Source organism: Pseudomonas sp. MWU13-2862 (genome assembly GCF_023242495.1).
Classification (GTDB): Bacteria; Pseudomonadota; Gammaproteobacteria; order Pseudomonadales; family Pseudomonadaceae; genus Aquipseudomonas; species Aquipseudomonas gingeri_D.
The window spans coordinates 110,994-126,142 of record NZ_JALMEZ010000012.1; the positions used below are offsets into that span (position 1 = coordinate 110,994).

The following is a 15,149-nucleotide window of genomic DNA, read 5'->3' on the forward strand; positions in this document are numbered from 1 at the left end:
TACACCATTCTATCTCATGCTCTATTAAATCAAGGGTATCTTGGATGACACAACAAAAGCGGCACACATGAAAAAGCCCCTAAAAGCGGGGCTTCGTACTACTGTGTTATCCGGCTTTCAAACCTAGCCAAATGCAGCAAGTATCAATAGTGAGGCAATAGTTACGACCACTGATGCAACTGTCCATTTGACCGAAGACAGAAAGGTGGTCTTACTGGCCATCCCGAACCTAAATCCTAACCCCCACAACCTCCACTTATTTGCCGAATACATCACCATCGGTGCAACAATAGCCGCAAGTATCCAGAAGAGCATACCAGGTTCTTGATTGGCCTTGGTTCCTGCAAGCGCAAACCGTGCAAATCCCGTAAGAACTACAATAACCATCAACGCGAATTTGTTCATAACATCCCCCTACAAATTGAGTAATTAGATCGACCCACATGATACGGTGACATCGGCGGTCCTTTCGTCAGGTTGCCAAACGATACGACCGGTCAAATCGGCGGGAATCCGATAGATCAGCTTAGTGTGATAGGTGATTAATGGATTGATAGGTTCGACTGCAACACCAAAGCCATCTCCACCAACCATTTCGACCTTATCAAACTTATAAGTCCTCCCACCTTTATGAATCATTACACTCCCCGGCGATGGATACCTGCTGGTAGTCGAAATGTTCTTGAAACTGGCGTTGAGAATCAGAAACCTTGAACCAGCCCACGATTGAGGTTCTAAGACGGGATTCAGAGTTCCGATCTTCCGACGTGCTACACAACCATTTGCAACAACCTGAAGGCCGCCTACATTCGCCGAGTTGCTTCTAGGATGTAAAAGCTGTTTTTGATAGGTCACATCATCATGAACCGTTTTGTCAAAGCTCTCTTTGTCGACATCGGCCCATGCATTGATCGCAACAAAGGCCAGTCCGCAGAACACCAATTGGCTGGGCACCATTGTCCTTACGCCCGTCAGATGGGCCGGTTGTAGGCTCAATGACGATAGAAGCATCCCGATGTGCCGTTTCATTTTGATCCGTTTCAGGGTTATGCATGGCCGATTGCCATGTGCTTCCAAATTTATCTGAAAATCAGATATCTGAAAAGCGGATATAGCGTGTAGGGCTATTTTCAATGGATAGCCGTATGCCCAAGGCCATTTACCGACCCGAATACGAGGTGTTTCTGACCTTGCTGAAAGACCGACGGATCAAGGCCGGTCTGACACAGGTGGAATGCTCAAACGCACTGGGACGCCCGCAGTCCTTCATGAGCGACGTGGAGCGAGGCACCCGCCGATTGGATATCATCCAGATTCACGACCTGTGTGAGGTGCTTGGATGCGACCTTGTGGAGCTGATCCAGGATTTTACCGATGGGATTCAAAGGATAAAGTGATACACCACCAGTGAGCTCGGGTCCTTGCTGGCCCAAGATGATGAAGCACCGTGATGTGGAGGCATCTTTACTTGGAAAATAGATATTCATCCCACATCAAGGAACACATCCAGTGCCAGACCGTGATGCCACCATCGCCGACGCCCTTGAGCTGATTGCACTCAATCAGAACGCGCTGGGTGCCGCGATAGAAGAGATTTCTCGTTGGGTCCTCGAACGCGGTAGCCAGAACGTCCACGTCAATGTCTTGTCGGCGCTACAAACAATCGACATCAACGCCGAAGGCATCGCCAACGCAATCAAATTGCTACGCCGTTAGCTATCAAAGAACTCTACTTCTCTGGTAGTTCGATAACTTTCCGCCAGCCACTATCAAATATCTATTGTATATAGCTATCCGATCGAATTATCATTTGTCTATTCGGTTAAACCATAAAGGATAGTCATGATCGCTCACCTCTACCTACGAGCATCCACAAAGGATCAAGATGCCAACCGCGCCAAGGCATCCTTGGAAGCGTTTGCTGCTGACAAGGGCCTGAACATCGCTGGGGTCTATGCCGAGAACATCAGCGGCACGAAGTTGAACCGCCCTGAGCTGATGCGTCTGCTCGATGTAGCTGAAGCTGGTCAGTGCATCCTGTGTGAATCTGTAGACAGGCTGTCCCGGTTGTCGCAGTGTGACTGGGAAACCCTGAAAGCCACGATCAAAGCCAAAGGCCTTCGGCTTGTAATCGCTGACCTGCCCACCTCTCATATGATGGTCGAAGACAACGGCATCACCGGCCAGATTATGGAGGTCATCAACAACATGTTACTGGACCTCATGGCAACCATGTCGCGTCTGGACCAAGAAAAAAGGGTAGAGCGGATCAAGCAAGGCTTGGCAAACAAACGTACCGTAGACCCGGACTGGAAACCATCAGGTAAGGGTAAAGATGCTGTGCTGTGGGCGAAGGTACGTGCACTGATGATCAAGCACCCAACCATGTCAGCCGATCAGGTAGCCAAACTGGCTGACTGTGGCGTTGCAACGGTGTACCGGATCAAGCGTGAGACGAAATAGCCATTGTGGTGGTTCGCATACCCGCGTAATGGATGTTTTGGCTTGCGTGGAACTCATGGGAGCAGATGAACCTGGAGGGGGCGGTGGCTTGTAACCTTGACTTGAGACCGGCTAATGGGTGTCCTCTATCTGCATACGATGCAATTTCGCCAGGTCAGCTGAGCCTGTATTGAGCAACCGCAGAACTCAGCCGAAGGCCACCATTACCCCAGCATCTCGTCGAGCATGCTGTCAAAAGGCTTCTTGAACAAAAATTCTAGGTACTCGAAACCTGCGTCGCCGTGCTCATAGCGGTAAACATAATCTCCAATTGTCGCCCAAAAATGAATGCCACTCGATGGATCCCCCTGGAGGGTTACATAAAAGAATCCCAGATGTTGGGCCTTATAAGCGTTCTCTGTACTGGATCTGAAATATTCGCGCGCGTGGGCTTCGGTTTGAGCAGGCACCACGTACTGCTGCTCGCCATAGCCATTCCTGACGAAAACGTTGTAGAACCTTGATTTCTGAGCCATTGCGTAGCCTCTTTAGCTGAAAGACAATTGGGAGCGGTGCCTGCCTTCTTTAGGTGGTTCACCACGATAGCTAAATAGTGGCTCGGCGATCTTTTTTCAAGTCGTTACGTTTGGCTGTGATGGATCGTTCTCTGCCGGTCATGCCCAAGAAACGCGCTAGTCAAATCCGATGAAACAAGCTGGACCACTTTACACCGATTAACCAGCTTGGACGGGGCTACGCGAAGGGGTACCACCGGGGACTGACTACGGGCTCTCAGAACGGTCTAAAGGGGCTAAATGGGTCCACTTTATTGGTATGGTCAAATCAAAAAATCGCCGCTATATTTTTTACACTATAGAGTTTTTCGGCTGCGAAATTTAAGCACAAGACCTACGTAGAATGCAGAAACAAAAGTGCCCACATATCTATGCAAGTAGAGCATCATTAAATGGATGTTTAATGACACCTAAAAACTATGAACCTGACGGCATCATTAAAATAGGATTGCACATATTATGACACCGCATTATGGTAAACGATACGTGCCCCCATTATGTCCCGCACCTTCCTATATTGCCGCGCCTCCACGTCTAGTCAGTTCACCACAAACCAAGTGCAAGAGGTGAAAAGCGCAGGATTTGATATACAGATGGGTTGAGTGAGCGAGGAGGTTATATCGGGCAGCATCGCTGCCAGCGAACGCCCGGTATTTCAAAAACTATTAGATCGCATGGAAACGGGGGATGTCCTAATCGCAACCAAACTGGACCGACTGGACCGACTGGATCGAAATGCGATGGATGTGCGTCAGGCTGTTGACCATAGAGGAATATCGAGGTTTACCACTCATTTAACACCTACAATATCGGCACAGCCCAACTCACTTCAAAAATATTTAATTGACGACCGATAAAATTAGCTAGCCAATCTCAAAACCCTAGCTGGCGTTATGCTAGTAATTTTAACTGATATTTCGCTTATGGCGTTCATCACATAAACCACATTACTAAGCGTCAACGGAACAGCCATAAATCGTTCAGCATAAGCAATCAAAAATGACGCTCTATCTATACGGAGCATTTTTTTCGCCACATCATTATCAGAATCAAATACAACTTTAATACTGGGATCAAGTTCTCCTACAACCCTCATCCTCATTTTAAGAGTGAGCATCGCATCCCAGTTACCACCTTTATATTGACGATACGCTAAGTCATCAAATATTTTGCGCATGCCCCACTCGCTTGTTTCCAAGGCAGCCACTATTCCATTTAATGCCCTAGACAGATCTTCATTACCCACCCAATGTTGCTTCTGTTTATACCTTAAATCATGCTCGACTTCATGCCACCCCTCGGAGAGTACGCTCCTTACTTGCGTTTCAAATGTCGAATCTATTGGGCGACCGGCTATCGACCTAAGCACATCCGTTTTATATAAGTCGGGAACATCGAAAATCAAATTATATCGTGTAACCGCAAATTCTGCATTATTCGGCCTATCAATAGCTGAGGAACCCTCATGAAAAACATATGATGCACAAAGTATTTCTCGAGCAATATCAATATCATCTGAGAAATATAATACCACCCGAATTCCAATTGCATCTTGAACCATCTTATCCCCCAAAGAATACTTTGGAGTTTCGCCATCGTCATCCAATGCGGCTAGCTTACTACTTAAAGAAGCCACATCTTTACCTCGACCAAAAACCCTGCATAATATTCCACAAGATGTCAGCCTCCGTTCTATGTCTGAACGAATAGCTTCAGCTGCATGACGAAAATCACTGCCTCCCATATTAGCGCCCCAGCATCCTTCTGATTTCATTGATAGCGGCTATGTTGATCTCCACAAATAGAGAAGACCTAGCCTCCGATAAAACTCCCTTCTTTTTGAGTGAGCTTATTGCGTCATACATTTCTTGTGGAGAAATTGCACCTGAATCAGCAAAATTGCAGATGCCTCGGATTGGGCGATGTTTGTGAGTCATCGACTCCCTTCCAACCGGCCAAAACTTCTCTAGAACTGCGGCTTCTGCCCTCATCATTTTATCTTCAGTAGGCACAACTTTCCGATCCTCTCGTGACAGCAAAAACTCAGAAAGCAAAGAGTTATCTGCGACACAGCCAGGAACATGAATCAACCCGCCAAATACTTGACCAGAAACCAACTCACAATTGAAAAATTTACATTCAAAAAAGCTTACATCTGAGATATTACTCGCATAAAAAGTGCAGTTATCAAACTGACAACCATTAAACTGAGCATTGGCAATTTTGAAATCAGAGCCGAGTTTTAACCCGCGAAAAATTACTGAATTAATCTCCCCATCAATAATATCAAAGTCAATATATTGCAACAAACTCAACGCAGCGCTAACCCTATTGGTTAAGGTTACAAAATCTAAAGAGCTTTGCAATTTATCCCAGAGTTTAACCCTAGTTTCCCGAGACCGAGTCTTATAGGAAAAAATAGCTGGCTCTAGGTAGCGCCAGTCGTCATTTATCCAACCAGTCGTTTGGTTAACGTCGCGAGCAACGTAGTGCCCAAAAACAAACTCGTTTATGAATTCAATTTTCGTCGGATTTCGCGAGCTTCTATCTAGAAATGCATGACTAGCTAGCTTATTTGCTATTCCTTCTGGCGTCGGTTTATTTTCAGAAGGATACTTATCAACTGCCCTTTCTATTAGATCCAACCCCTCAGAAAGAATCAAATCCATTATGTAACTTCTATCTTCTGACTTATAGCCGCCGCTCACCATATCGTGCGCCACTATATCAAGTATCGAATTCTGCTCATCGGCAGTCATAATAAGATCTTGACGAATTCGCTCCCTTTCAAGAATAAAGTTAAAATAACTATCTACCAAACTTTCAGGATACCTACAAATCCCCTGCAACTCCTCTTTCGATATATACCGAAGAAAAGACAAAAGAACAGGGTTAGCAATAGATTGAATTTCAATGCCGGCAACTTCCAGCATCTCTCGCCTAGACGCATCAAGCCAATCAGTTACTTTCGGCTCATTTATTTGAATTTTAACAAGCGTAAATTCAGATTTGTTATTCTCAACCCAAGTATGAAATCCATCACCATCAAAAAGCATCGTCTTTCGAGTAGTCAAGATTATTTTTGCATTATCTTTTAAATACTCACCAATTGTCTCCAGCATTGGTTCTTTACTGTCAAAATCTTTTTCGGACTCCTCGTTATCCCTAAGAAGCTCGTCAAATCCGTCTAATATCGTAACTATTCGACCACTTCCAGTTTCGTCCTTAACAAGTTTCGACGATAAGCTTGGAAACGAGCGGTCAATCTCATCAAGCAGAACATGCTTAAATATTCGTGCCTGCCGATTTTTTGAAAGTTCGGCTAGCAGAGGTATACGTCCAGACATATTATTCACTTTAGACGCAAGCTCATAAGCCGCACAAGTTTTACCGTACCCCGCAGCGGCCTCCACAACAAACAAAATAGGAAATGGCTCTTCAATTCGAGCAAGGATTTCGTCTGAAATTTCCTTCAACCCGACATGGCCGTTAATTAAGTACGGAGCACTTAAGTAATTATACTCCGACGAATCGCTATACTTCCTACTAATAGCTTTTGTGAAAGACTTATAATCCTGATCTATTTTACTTCTATAAAATTCGACAGAGAAAAAGCTATCAAACAGGCGATCTTCAATAGACTCAACCGATTCTAAAACCTTGCAAGAATACCCAAAATCACTGAGCTCTTTTACTAGATCAGAAGCGTCCGCATCTGCGCGAGTTTTAACTATTTCGACATTTCGAAACGGCCCCGTAACCAACAAAAACGCCAGCAACCCCTCCTCTGGCCGGTCTTCCTCGATGGAAAATCCGTATCGAAGGTAAGCTGACTTGATTTTTAGTGTATTCATATGTCGCGTGAGCTCCTTTCTCTTGCGCATCGATCATTCCCCTCTCATTGGCGTTTACTGACCAATCCGGGATACTCGCCATATTTCGGGCGTTACGTATCACTATAACGTCATCATTGGATTTTTGGCAGAGTCCATAGGGCAACGCCCACTTTTTTAACGAACTCAACCAGCAGCCTAGGGCTGCGAGACAGAAGTCTTAGACATTCTCGGCTTGGGGGAGTTGCGGGAAACGTCGAATGACCTTGCAAGCTTGCCGATGACTGAGTGACAAGTAATTACCAATCGGGTACGAGTCCCCCGATCATTACTGCCGATTCTACGTTGCTCACCTATCAAAGCTGGACATGCTGGAGGCGGATGATGCGAGATTGGTTGTAAGCGTCTACCAATACGCCGGCAGCGTTGTTACTGATCCTTCCAAGGGAGGTGTGCTGCATAGCTGCACTGATGAGGCATAAGCATTCGAGGAAAATGCACGGATTCTTAAGATGGCGATAGAGGCCACAAATGAGCTTGAGCGTCGCAACCTGCTGATCTGGGATCACCGCCAACTGAGTACGACTCGAGCACTACCAAGCATCCTCATTGGCGAGAAAAAACTAACGAAGTAGATTACCAGCATAATGCACCGCGTGGGTGTACCTGAACACTGCCGCATTTTGAGTTTCACCTAATATAAATTATTTTAAAATCAATAACTTAGAGATCCACCCCTGCCCCCCCGGCACACAATGTCGCCACTGTTGCGGCGCCCTTTGACTTCACCTTAGCAATACGAAGGCTTCGATCCGATGGGGTCTGCGTATCCATGGACTTACCAGTCACACGCAATTCATTACCAAAAGCTCCGAACAGTGACCCATCTCGGTCTGCGTAAAGCTCTATGACGACAGCTTTTCAAGACATCCATATCACTGATACATTTCCCACTCACTCCCTTGGGAAAGGGCTGTGAACGACGTGGCTTTCGGACGATGTATGCCCATTTTCCAGTACATCGACTACCCGGCGGACAACCACAAGCTGAGCTGGCAGGGCATGCTCGCCTGGCTGCGGCAGAAACGCTGGCAGTGCATGAGTTTTGGCGGGATCGTCTACCTGGTGCTGCTGGTACCGGTGGTCAACCTGCTGATGATGCCGGCGGCGGTGGCCGGGGCGACCTTGTTCTGGGTCCGTGAGCGCGGTGAAGAGGCCGTGGCCGGCGAGAAGCGCTGAGGCGCCCGCAACGCGGCCTCGTCACAAATCCATCATCAAACAGCCACAGTGTCGCAACCGCCCGGGGCGACACTGTAAACATGACGACAGCTCTGCATATCACCCTGATCACCGAAACCTTCCCACCGGAAATCAATGGGGTGGCCAATACCCTTGGCCGCTTGTGCGACGGACTGCGCGCCCGCGGACACCAGATCGAGCTGGTGCGCCCGCGCCAGAGCTGCGACCAGTCCCGCCCCAGCGATACCGAACTGCTGCTCTGCCGTGGCTGGCCGCTGCCCGGTTACCCCGGCCTGCAATGGGGGCAGTCGTCGATGCACAAGTTGCTGCGACGCTGGAAGAACCAGCGCCCGGATGTGCTGTATATCGCCACCGAAGGTCCGCTCGGCTTGTCGGCCCTGCGTGCGGCCAGGCGTTTGGGGATTTCGGTGGTCAGCGGTTTCCACACCAACTTCCAGCAGTATTCCCATCAATACGGCATGGGCTTGCTGACGCGGGTACTGACCCACTATCTGCGCTGGTTCCACAATCGCTCCAAGCTGACCCTGGTGCCCAGCGTCAGCCAACGCATGGAGCTGGAGCGGCGGCATTTCGAGCGCCTGGAACTGCTCTCCCGCGGCGTCGACAGCCAGTTGTTCCATCCGGCCAAGCGCTTGAGCGCCCTGCGCGACAGCTGGGGGCTGGCGGACGACGATATCGCCTTGCTGTATGTCGGGCGACTGGCGACCGAGAAGAACCTCGGCTTGCTCAAGCGCACCTACGAGCGTCTGCGGGAAACTTATCCACAGCGGCGGATGAAGCTGATGGTGGTCGGCGATGGTCCGCAACGTGGCGTGCTGGAAAAGGAAATGCCCGAGGCGTTGTTCTGCGGCACACAGCGGGGCGAGGCCCTGGCCTGTCACTATGCGTCGGCGGATATGTTCCTGTTCCCGAGCCTGACCGAAACCTTCGGCAATGTGGTGCTCGAGGCGCTGGCATCCGGGTTGGGGGTGGTGGCTTACGATGAGGCCGCGGCGGCCCAGCACATCCGCCATGGTTACAACGGCGTGCTGGCCATGCCCGGCGACGAGGACGCATTTTGCGATGCCGCCTGCTGGTTGCTGGAAGGTCGGGAGACCTTGCGCAATGTCCGCCTCAATGCCCGCCAGCATGCCAGCCGGCAAGGTTGGGGAGCGATAGTCGAGCAGTTCGAGAAGCAGTTGCGTGGGGCCTGTGACGCGCCGCTCGTGGAGCGACGCGCTCCGGCCCTGCCGGTGGATGCCGTTGTGACCAATGGCATCCTGAAAACACCGCGCAACCTGTAACCCGGCTTACGCCAGGCTCATCAACGCCTCACGGCTGAACGGCAGGATGTCCTGCTCGCGGCCGTCGCGCACTTTCACCGCCCAATCCGGGTCCACCAGCAGCGCGCGGCCCACGGCAACCAGGTCGAACTCATCGTTGCCCAGGCGCTCCAGCAGGTTCTCCAGGCTTGCCGGCTGGGCGACCTTGTCGGTGTTGACCATGAACTGCAGGAACTCGCCGTCCAGGCCGACGCTGCCCACGGTGATGGTCGGCTTGCCGGTCAGCTTGCGAGTCCAGCCCGCCAGGTTCAGCTCGGAACCGTCGAACTCCGGCTCCCAGAAACGCCGCGTGGAACAGTGGAAAATATCCACCCCGGCGTCAGACAACGGCTTGAGGAACTCGCCCAGGGCCTCCGGCGTCTGCACCAGGCGGGCGCTGTAGTCCTGCTGCTTCCATTGGGAAAAGCGGAAGATGATCGGGAAGCCCGGTCCCACCGCCGCGCGCACGGCCTGGATCAGCTCGATGGCAAAACGCGAACGGTTGGCCAGGCTGCCACCGTATTCGTCGGTCCGCAGGTTGGTACCTTCCCAGAAGAACTGGTCGATCAGGTAACCGTGGGCACCATGGATCTCGACACCGTCCATGCCGATGCTTTGGGCATCACGAGCCGCCTGGGCGAACGCCGCGATCACCTCGTCGATGTCCTGTTTCGTCATGCCGTGCACCACGACCTGACCGTCCTTGAGCTTCTCGCTCGGGCCATAGCCCGGCACGCTGGCATCCGGCTCGGTGCCCAGGCGCCGTACATTACCCACATGCCAGAGCTGCGGAGCGATCTTGCCTCCTTCGGCGTGCACCGCATCGACGACTTTTTTCCAGCCGGCCAGGGCCGCTTCGCCGTAGAAATGCGGCACGTTCGGGTAACCGTTGGACGCCTGGTGACCGACCGTGGTGCCTTCGGTGACGATCAGGCCGACACCGGCCGCCGCGCGCTTGCGGTAGTACTCGATGACTTTCGAGTTGGGCACGCCACCCGGGGAAAACGAACGGGTCATCGGCGCCATGACCACACGGGTCGGCAACTCCAGCGCGCCAAGATGGAAAGGTCGGAACAGGGCTTTAACGGGCATGGGAGCACTCCACGGCGCAAGGGGAATTTATGATCAGGATAATATTCCGCCGTGAACGCGCCGCCCAGCACTATTGATCTGAGTGATTAAGCTTTAGAAGTCGTTGCAGGAGCAGCCGGTCGACATGCTCCTGCGTGCAGCCCGAACCGGGCGAGAATCAAGCCAGGGCTTTTTCGATCGCATGGATCACTGCCGGATCATCCGGAGCGGTGCGCGGCGAGAAACGCGCCAATACGCGGCCATCCTTGCCCATGAGGAACTTCTCGAAATTCCAGGTGATGTCCCCCGGAAACTCCGCGCCCTCGCCCGCCAGCAGACGGTACAACTGGTGACGGTCATGACCGTTGACCTCCAGCTTGCTGCTCAACGGAAAGCTAACGCCATAGTTCAGGCTGCAGAACGCCTGGATCTCCTCCTCGGAGTCCGGTTCCTGCCCGGCAAACTGGTTGCACGGCAGACCGAGCACGCTGAAGCCCTGGGCCTTGTATTGCTGATAGAGGTGCTCAAGGGCGGCATATTGGGGTGTCAAGCCGCACTTGGAAGCCACGTTGACCACCAGCACTACATGCCCTTTGAAAGGCGCCAGCGGCAGTTCCTGACCATCCAGCGCTTTTAGTGTCAGATCGTGAAAAGCACTCATGACGAACTCCCGTTTTTCCCGGACTTATACGCGAACATTGTTGCCTGACAGCCTGACCGGTTTCCAGTTAAAAACCGCGGCTGACTAAAAAAGGCGCCCATGGGCGCCTTCCAACTACCAGAGCTTAGCAGCAGAAATCAGTGGTGATGGCCACCTTCGCCATGGACGTGACCATGGGCGACTTCTTCCTGGCTGGCATCACGGATTTCGATGATCTTGACCTGGAAAGTCAGGCGCTGGCCAGCCAGGGGGTGGTTGCCATCAACGGTGACATCGTCGCCGTCCAGGTCGCGAATGGTGACGATCTGCATCTGGCCGTCCGGAGCGGAAGCGTGGAACTGCATACCGACCTCCAGCTCGTCGACACCTTCGAACATGCTGCGGCTCAGGGTGCTGACCAGTTCAGCGGAGTATTCACCGTAGGCATCTTCCGGCTCGACGGAAACTTTCAGCTCGTCGCCGACGTTCTTGCCTTCCAGGGCCTTTTCCAGACCTGGGATAATATTGCCGGCACCGTGCAGGTACACCAGCGGGGCGCCGCCGGCAGAGCTGTCGATGACCTCACCAGCATCGTTGGTAAGGGTATAGTCGATGGAGACAGCCTTGTTGGCAGCGATCGTCATATGAGCGAGACCTTTTGCATAGGAATAAAGAGCGGACAAGTCTAAACAAGGATTCGTCCGAAAGCGAACTGAACCCGGACAGACGGGCCAAGACCATGCCTGTAACCATTATCGGCTTTCATCAGGACGAGGACGGGCACTGGGTGGCCGAGCTGTCCTGCGGCCATACCCAGCACCTGCGCCATCAACCACCCTGGCAGTCGCGCGCCTGGGTACTCGATCCTGTGCAACGCGCGGAAAAAATCGCTCAGGGCTTTGAATGTGGTTGGTGCGCTCGAGGCTCGGTTAACGATAACCTTGGCGACTGAACTTCGCAGACAGCCAGACATAGGCCGTCGCACTTGCGCTTCCTCAAGAGAATACGCATGCAAACTTTTTTTATCGCGCCCACCGATTTTGGTGTGGGTCTGACCTCGATCAGCCTCGGGCTGGTCCGTACGCTGGAACGCGCCGGGTTGAAAGTCGGCTTTTTCAAACCCATCGCCCAGCCCCATCCCGGCGACCTGGGCCCGGAGCGCTCCACCGAACTGGTGGCCCGTACCCATGGCCTGAAACCGCCCCAGCCCCTGGGTCTGGCCCATGTCGAGCGGATGCTCGGCGACGGCCAGCTCGATGAGCTGCTGGAAGAAATCATCACCCTCTACCAACAGGCCGCCGTCGGCAAGGATGTGCTGGTGGTCGAGGGCATGGTTCCGACCCGTAGCGCCAGCTATGCGGCCCGGGTCAACCAGCACCTGGCCAAGAGCCTGGATGCCGAGGTGATCCTGGTCTCGGCGGCGGAAAACGAAGTGCTCAGCGAGCTCTCCGGCCGGGTCGAATTGCAGGCGCAACTGTTCGGAGGTCCCAAGGACCCGAAAGTGCTCGGGGTGATCCTCAACAAGGTCCGCACCGACGAGAGCATGGCCGACTTCTCTGCCCGTCTGAAGGAGCATTCGCCGTTGCTGCGCAGTGGCGATTTCCGCCTGCTGGGCTGCATTCCGTTCCAGCCTGACCTGAATGCGCCGCGCACCCGCGATGTCGCCGAACTGCTCGGCGCCCAGGTGCTCAACGCCGGGGACTACGAGCAGCGGCGCATGAACAAGATCATCATCTGCGCCCGTACGGTGCGCAATACCATCGACCTGCTCAAGCCCGGCGTGCTGGTGGTGACCCCGGGCGACCGCGACGACATCATCCTCGCCGTGAGCATTGCCTCGATGAACGGCGTGCCCCTGGCCGGCCTGTTGCTGACCAGCGACACCCTGCCCGATCCGCGCATCATGGAACTCTGTCGTGGCGCCATGGCCGCGGGCCTGCCGGTATTGTCGGTGAGCACCGGCTCCTACGACACCGCCAACCAGCTCAATGGCCTGAACAAGGAAATCCCCATCGATGACCGCGAGCGCGCGGAGATCATCACCGATTTCGTCGCCGGGCACCTCGACGCCCACTGGCTGCACCAGCGCTGCGGCACCCCACGGGAAATGCGCCTGACCCCGGCGGTGTTCCGCTACCAGTTGATCCAGCGCGCCCAGGAAGCCAACAAACGTATCGTCCTGCCCGAAGGCAGCGAACCATTGACCGTGCAGGCGGCGGCCATCTGCCAGGCCCGGGGCATCGCCCGCTGCGTGTTGCTGGCCAAGCCGGCGGAAGTCGAGGCGGTGGCCCGGGCCCATGGTTTCGAACTGCCGCCGGGGCTGGAGATTCTCGACCCGGACCTGATTCGCGGGCGCTACGCCGAGCCCATGGTGGCCCTGCGCAAGAGCAAGAGCCTGAACACGCCGATGGCCGAGCAGCAACTGGAAGACACCGTGGTGATCGGCACCATGATGCTGGCGCTGGACGAGGTCGACGGTCTGGTTTCCGGGGTGATCCACTCCACCGCCAACACCATTCGCCCGGCCCTGCAACTGATCAAGACCGCGCCGGGTTGCACCCTGGTGTCATCGGTGTTCTTCATGCTGTTCCCGGACCAGGTGCTGGTCTATGGCGACTGCGTGATGAACCCCCATCCGTCAGCGGCGGAGCTGGCGGAAATCGCCCTGCAAAGCGCCGACTCGGCCCAGGCCTTCGGGATCACGCCACGGGTGGCGATGATCAGCTACTCCAGCGGCGAATCGGCCAGTGGCGAGGAAGTGGAGAAAGTCCGCGAAGCCACCCTGCTGGCCCATGAGTCCCAGAGCACGTTGCTGATCGACGGTCCGTTGCAGTACGACGCCGCCGCCAACGAAGCCGTGGCCCGGCAACTGGCGCCCAACAGCCAGGTGGCGGGACGCGCCACGGTGTTCGTGTTCCCCGACCTGAACACCGGCAACACCACCCACAAGGCGGTGCAGCGCAGCGCCGACTGCGTCAGCCTGGGGCCGATGCTGCAAGGCCTGCGCAAGCCGGTCAACGACCTGCCGCGCGGCGCCCAGGTGGACGACATCGTCTACACCATCGCCCTCACCGCGATCCAAGCCGCCAACCGACCTGTGGATATCTGAATGTTAGACTTTCTCCCGGCCCCGCTGCGGGGTGTGATCGCCTCGCTGCTGTTGACGTTGAATACCTTGCTGCTGTGTTCCTTCCTGTTCTGCGTGGCGCTGCTCAAGGTGCTGCCTTTTGCCCTGACCCAGCGTTTCACCCACTGGCTGATGAACCATACCCATGAGGCCTGGGTCAGCAACAACAAGGCCTGGATGCAACTGGTCCGCCGCACCCGCTGGCACCTCAGCGGCCTGGAGGGCCTGGACTACCAGCATTCCTACCTGGTCACCAGCAACCACCAGAGCTGGGTCGACATCATGGTCTTGCAGTACGTGCTCAACCGGAAGATCCAGCCACTGAAGTTCTTTCTCAAGCAGGAGCTGATCTGGGTCCCGGTGATCGGCCTGGCCTGGTGGGCCCTGGGTTTTCCGTTTATGAAGCGCTACTCCAAGGCGTACCTGGAGAAGCACCCGGAAAAGAAAGGCAAGGACCTGGAAACCACCCGCAAGACCTGCGCGAAGTTTCGCGACAACCCTGTGGGTATCTTCAATTTTGCTGAGGGCACACGCTTTACCAAGGGCAAGCACGCGCAGCAGCAGTCACCGTTCCGTTATCTGCTGAAACCCAAGGCAGGCGGTATCGCCTTTGTGCTGGATGCCATGGGCGAGCAACTGGAGTCCATCGTCAACGTGACCATCCACTATCCGGGCGGCAAGCCGGGGTATTGGGATCTGCTGTGTGGCAATGTACGCGACGTGGTGGTGCACTTTGAAGAACTGAAGGTTCCGCCGCAGTTTGTCGGCAGGAACTACGACCAGGACGGCGAATACCGCCTGGCGTTCCAGGGCTGGATCAACCAGTTGTGGGAAGAGAAGGACGCGTTGTTGGCGCAGATGCATCGCGAATATCCCGCCAAACCTTGAGCCGTCTGTAAG

Annotated in this window: 14 protein-coding genes and 3 pseudogenes; 9 read left to right on the top strand and 8 right to left on the bottom strand. The window is 54.0% G+C overall.

Annotated features, from left to right (window positions below; all coding sequences use genetic code 11):
* Nucleotides 1-123: 123 nt before the first annotated feature.
* Complete coding sequence (locus M5C56_RS21350; RefSeq protein ID WP_103498446.1) at nucleotides 124-405, bottom strand: hypothetical protein; 282 nt, start codon at nucleotides 403-405, stop codon at nucleotides 124-126.
* A gap of 24 nt (nucleotides 406-429) precedes the next feature.
* The gene (locus M5C56_RS21355) at nucleotides 430-1,029 is read right to left on the bottom strand and encodes a hypothetical protein (protein WP_247263311.1); all 600 of its coding nucleotides are present in this window, start codon (nucleotides 1,027-1,029) and stop codon (nucleotides 430-432) included.
* Nucleotides 1,030-1,145: 116 nt separating this feature from the next.
* Between M5C56_RS21355 and M5C56_RS21360 the strand changes: the two genes are divergently transcribed.
* From M5C56_RS21360 to M5C56_RS21370, 3 genes are all read left to right on the top strand, one after another.
* Nucleotides 1,146-1,397 carry a helix-turn-helix transcriptional regulator gene (locus M5C56_RS21360; RefSeq protein ID WP_103498447.1) on the top strand — a complete coding sequence of 84 codons (252 nt, stop codon included), beginning with the start codon at nucleotides 1,146-1,148 and terminating at the stop codon, nucleotides 1,395-1,397.
* 112 nt (nucleotides 1,398-1,509) lie between these two features.
* On the top strand, nucleotides 1,510-1,716 hold the full coding sequence (locus M5C56_RS21365) for a hypothetical protein (protein ID WP_103498448.1): 207 nt from the start codon (nucleotides 1,510-1,512) through the stop codon (nucleotides 1,714-1,716).
* Between the two features lie 126 nt (nucleotides 1,717-1,842).
* Nucleotides 1,843-2,463 carry a recombinase family protein gene (locus M5C56_RS21370; RefSeq protein WP_103498449.1) on the top strand — a complete coding sequence of 207 codons (621 nt, stop codon included), beginning with the start codon at nucleotides 1,843-1,845 and terminating at the stop codon, nucleotides 2,461-2,463.
* Between the two features lie 203 nt (nucleotides 2,464-2,666).
* On the opposite strand, the gene M5C56_RS21375 is transcribed toward M5C56_RS21370, so the two are convergent.
* On the bottom strand, nucleotides 2,667-2,978 hold the full coding sequence (locus tag M5C56_RS21375) for a hypothetical protein (RefSeq protein WP_103498450.1): 312 nt from the start codon (nucleotides 2,976-2,978) through the stop codon (nucleotides 2,667-2,669).
* A 536-nt stretch (nucleotides 2,979-3,514) separates the two neighbouring features.
* Here M5C56_RS21375 and M5C56_RS21380 point away from each other — a divergent pair.
* Nucleotides 3,515-3,793 (top strand): annotated as a pseudogene (locus M5C56_RS21380) (recombinase family protein); the annotation flags it as partial.
* A gap of 83 nt (nucleotides 3,794-3,876) precedes the next feature.
* On the opposite strand, the gene M5C56_RS21385 reads toward M5C56_RS21380, so the two are convergent.
* Together M5C56_RS21385 and M5C56_RS21390 are read right to left on the bottom strand one after the other, a co-directional pair.
* Complete coding sequence (locus M5C56_RS21385) at nucleotides 3,877-4,791, bottom strand: hypothetical protein (RefSeq protein ID WP_103498451.1); 915 nt, start codon at nucleotides 4,789-4,791, stop codon at nucleotides 3,877-3,879.
* Entirely contained in the window at nucleotides 4,763-6,871 is a 2,109-nt protein-coding gene (locus tag M5C56_RS21390) for a pentapeptide repeat-containing protein (protein WP_247263310.1), read from the bottom strand. The genes M5C56_RS21385 and M5C56_RS21390 overlap by 29 nt, the downstream gene beginning before the upstream one ends.
* Before the next feature lie 993 nt (nucleotides 6,872-7,864).
* Between M5C56_RS21390 and M5C56_RS21395 the strand changes: the two are divergent.
* Nucleotides 7,865-8,089, top strand: a pseudogene (locus tag M5C56_RS21395) (EI24 domain-containing protein); the annotation flags it as partial.
* Between the two features lie 80 nt (nucleotides 8,090-8,169).
* Nucleotides 8,170-9,393, top strand: a complete 1,224-nt coding sequence (locus M5C56_RS21400) for a glycosyltransferase family 1 protein (protein WP_103498236.1) — start codon at nucleotides 8,170-8,172, stop codon at nucleotides 9,391-9,393.
* A 6-nt stretch (nucleotides 9,394-9,399) separates the two neighbouring features.
* Here M5C56_RS21400 and M5C56_RS21405 read toward each other — a convergent pair whose 3' ends face one another.
* From M5C56_RS21405 to M5C56_RS21415, 3 genes are all read right to left on the bottom strand, one after another.
* The gene (locus M5C56_RS21405; RefSeq protein WP_103498237.1) at nucleotides 9,400-10,503 is read right to left on the bottom strand and encodes an NADH:flavin oxidoreductase; all 1,104 of its coding nucleotides are present in this window, start codon (nucleotides 10,501-10,503) and stop codon (nucleotides 9,400-9,402) included.
* Between the two features lie 157 nt (nucleotides 10,504-10,660).
* A complete protein-coding gene (locus M5C56_RS21410) occupies nucleotides 10,661-11,143 on the bottom strand; it encodes a glutathione peroxidase (protein WP_103498238.1) in 483 nt (160 codons plus the stop codon).
* A 137-nt stretch (nucleotides 11,144-11,280) separates the two neighbouring features.
* Nucleotides 11,281-11,766, bottom strand: coding sequence for a peptidylprolyl isomerase (locus tag M5C56_RS21415; protein ID WP_103498239.1), 486 nt, complete (start codon nucleotides 11,764-11,766; stop codon nucleotides 11,281-11,283).
* Between the two features lie 5 nt (nucleotides 11,767-11,771).
* On the opposite strand from M5C56_RS21415, the pseudogene M5C56_RS21420 reads away from it, so the two are divergent.
* The 3 genes and pseudogenes from M5C56_RS21420 to M5C56_RS21430 all read left to right on the top strand — a co-directional run.
* Nucleotides 11,772-12,074 (top strand): annotated as a pseudogene (locus M5C56_RS21420) (DUF3565 domain-containing protein); the annotation flags it as partial.
* Between the two features lie 57 nt (nucleotides 12,075-12,131).
* Nucleotides 12,132-14,231, top strand: a complete 2,100-nt coding sequence (gene pta, locus M5C56_RS21425) for a phosphate acetyltransferase (protein WP_103498240.1) — start codon at nucleotides 12,132-12,134, stop codon at nucleotides 14,229-14,231.
* The gene (locus tag M5C56_RS21430) at nucleotides 14,232-15,137 is read left to right on the top strand and encodes an acyltransferase (protein WP_103498241.1); all 906 of its coding nucleotides are present in this window, start codon (nucleotides 14,232-14,234) and stop codon (nucleotides 15,135-15,137) included.
* Nucleotides 15,138-15,149: the final 12 nt, after the last annotated feature.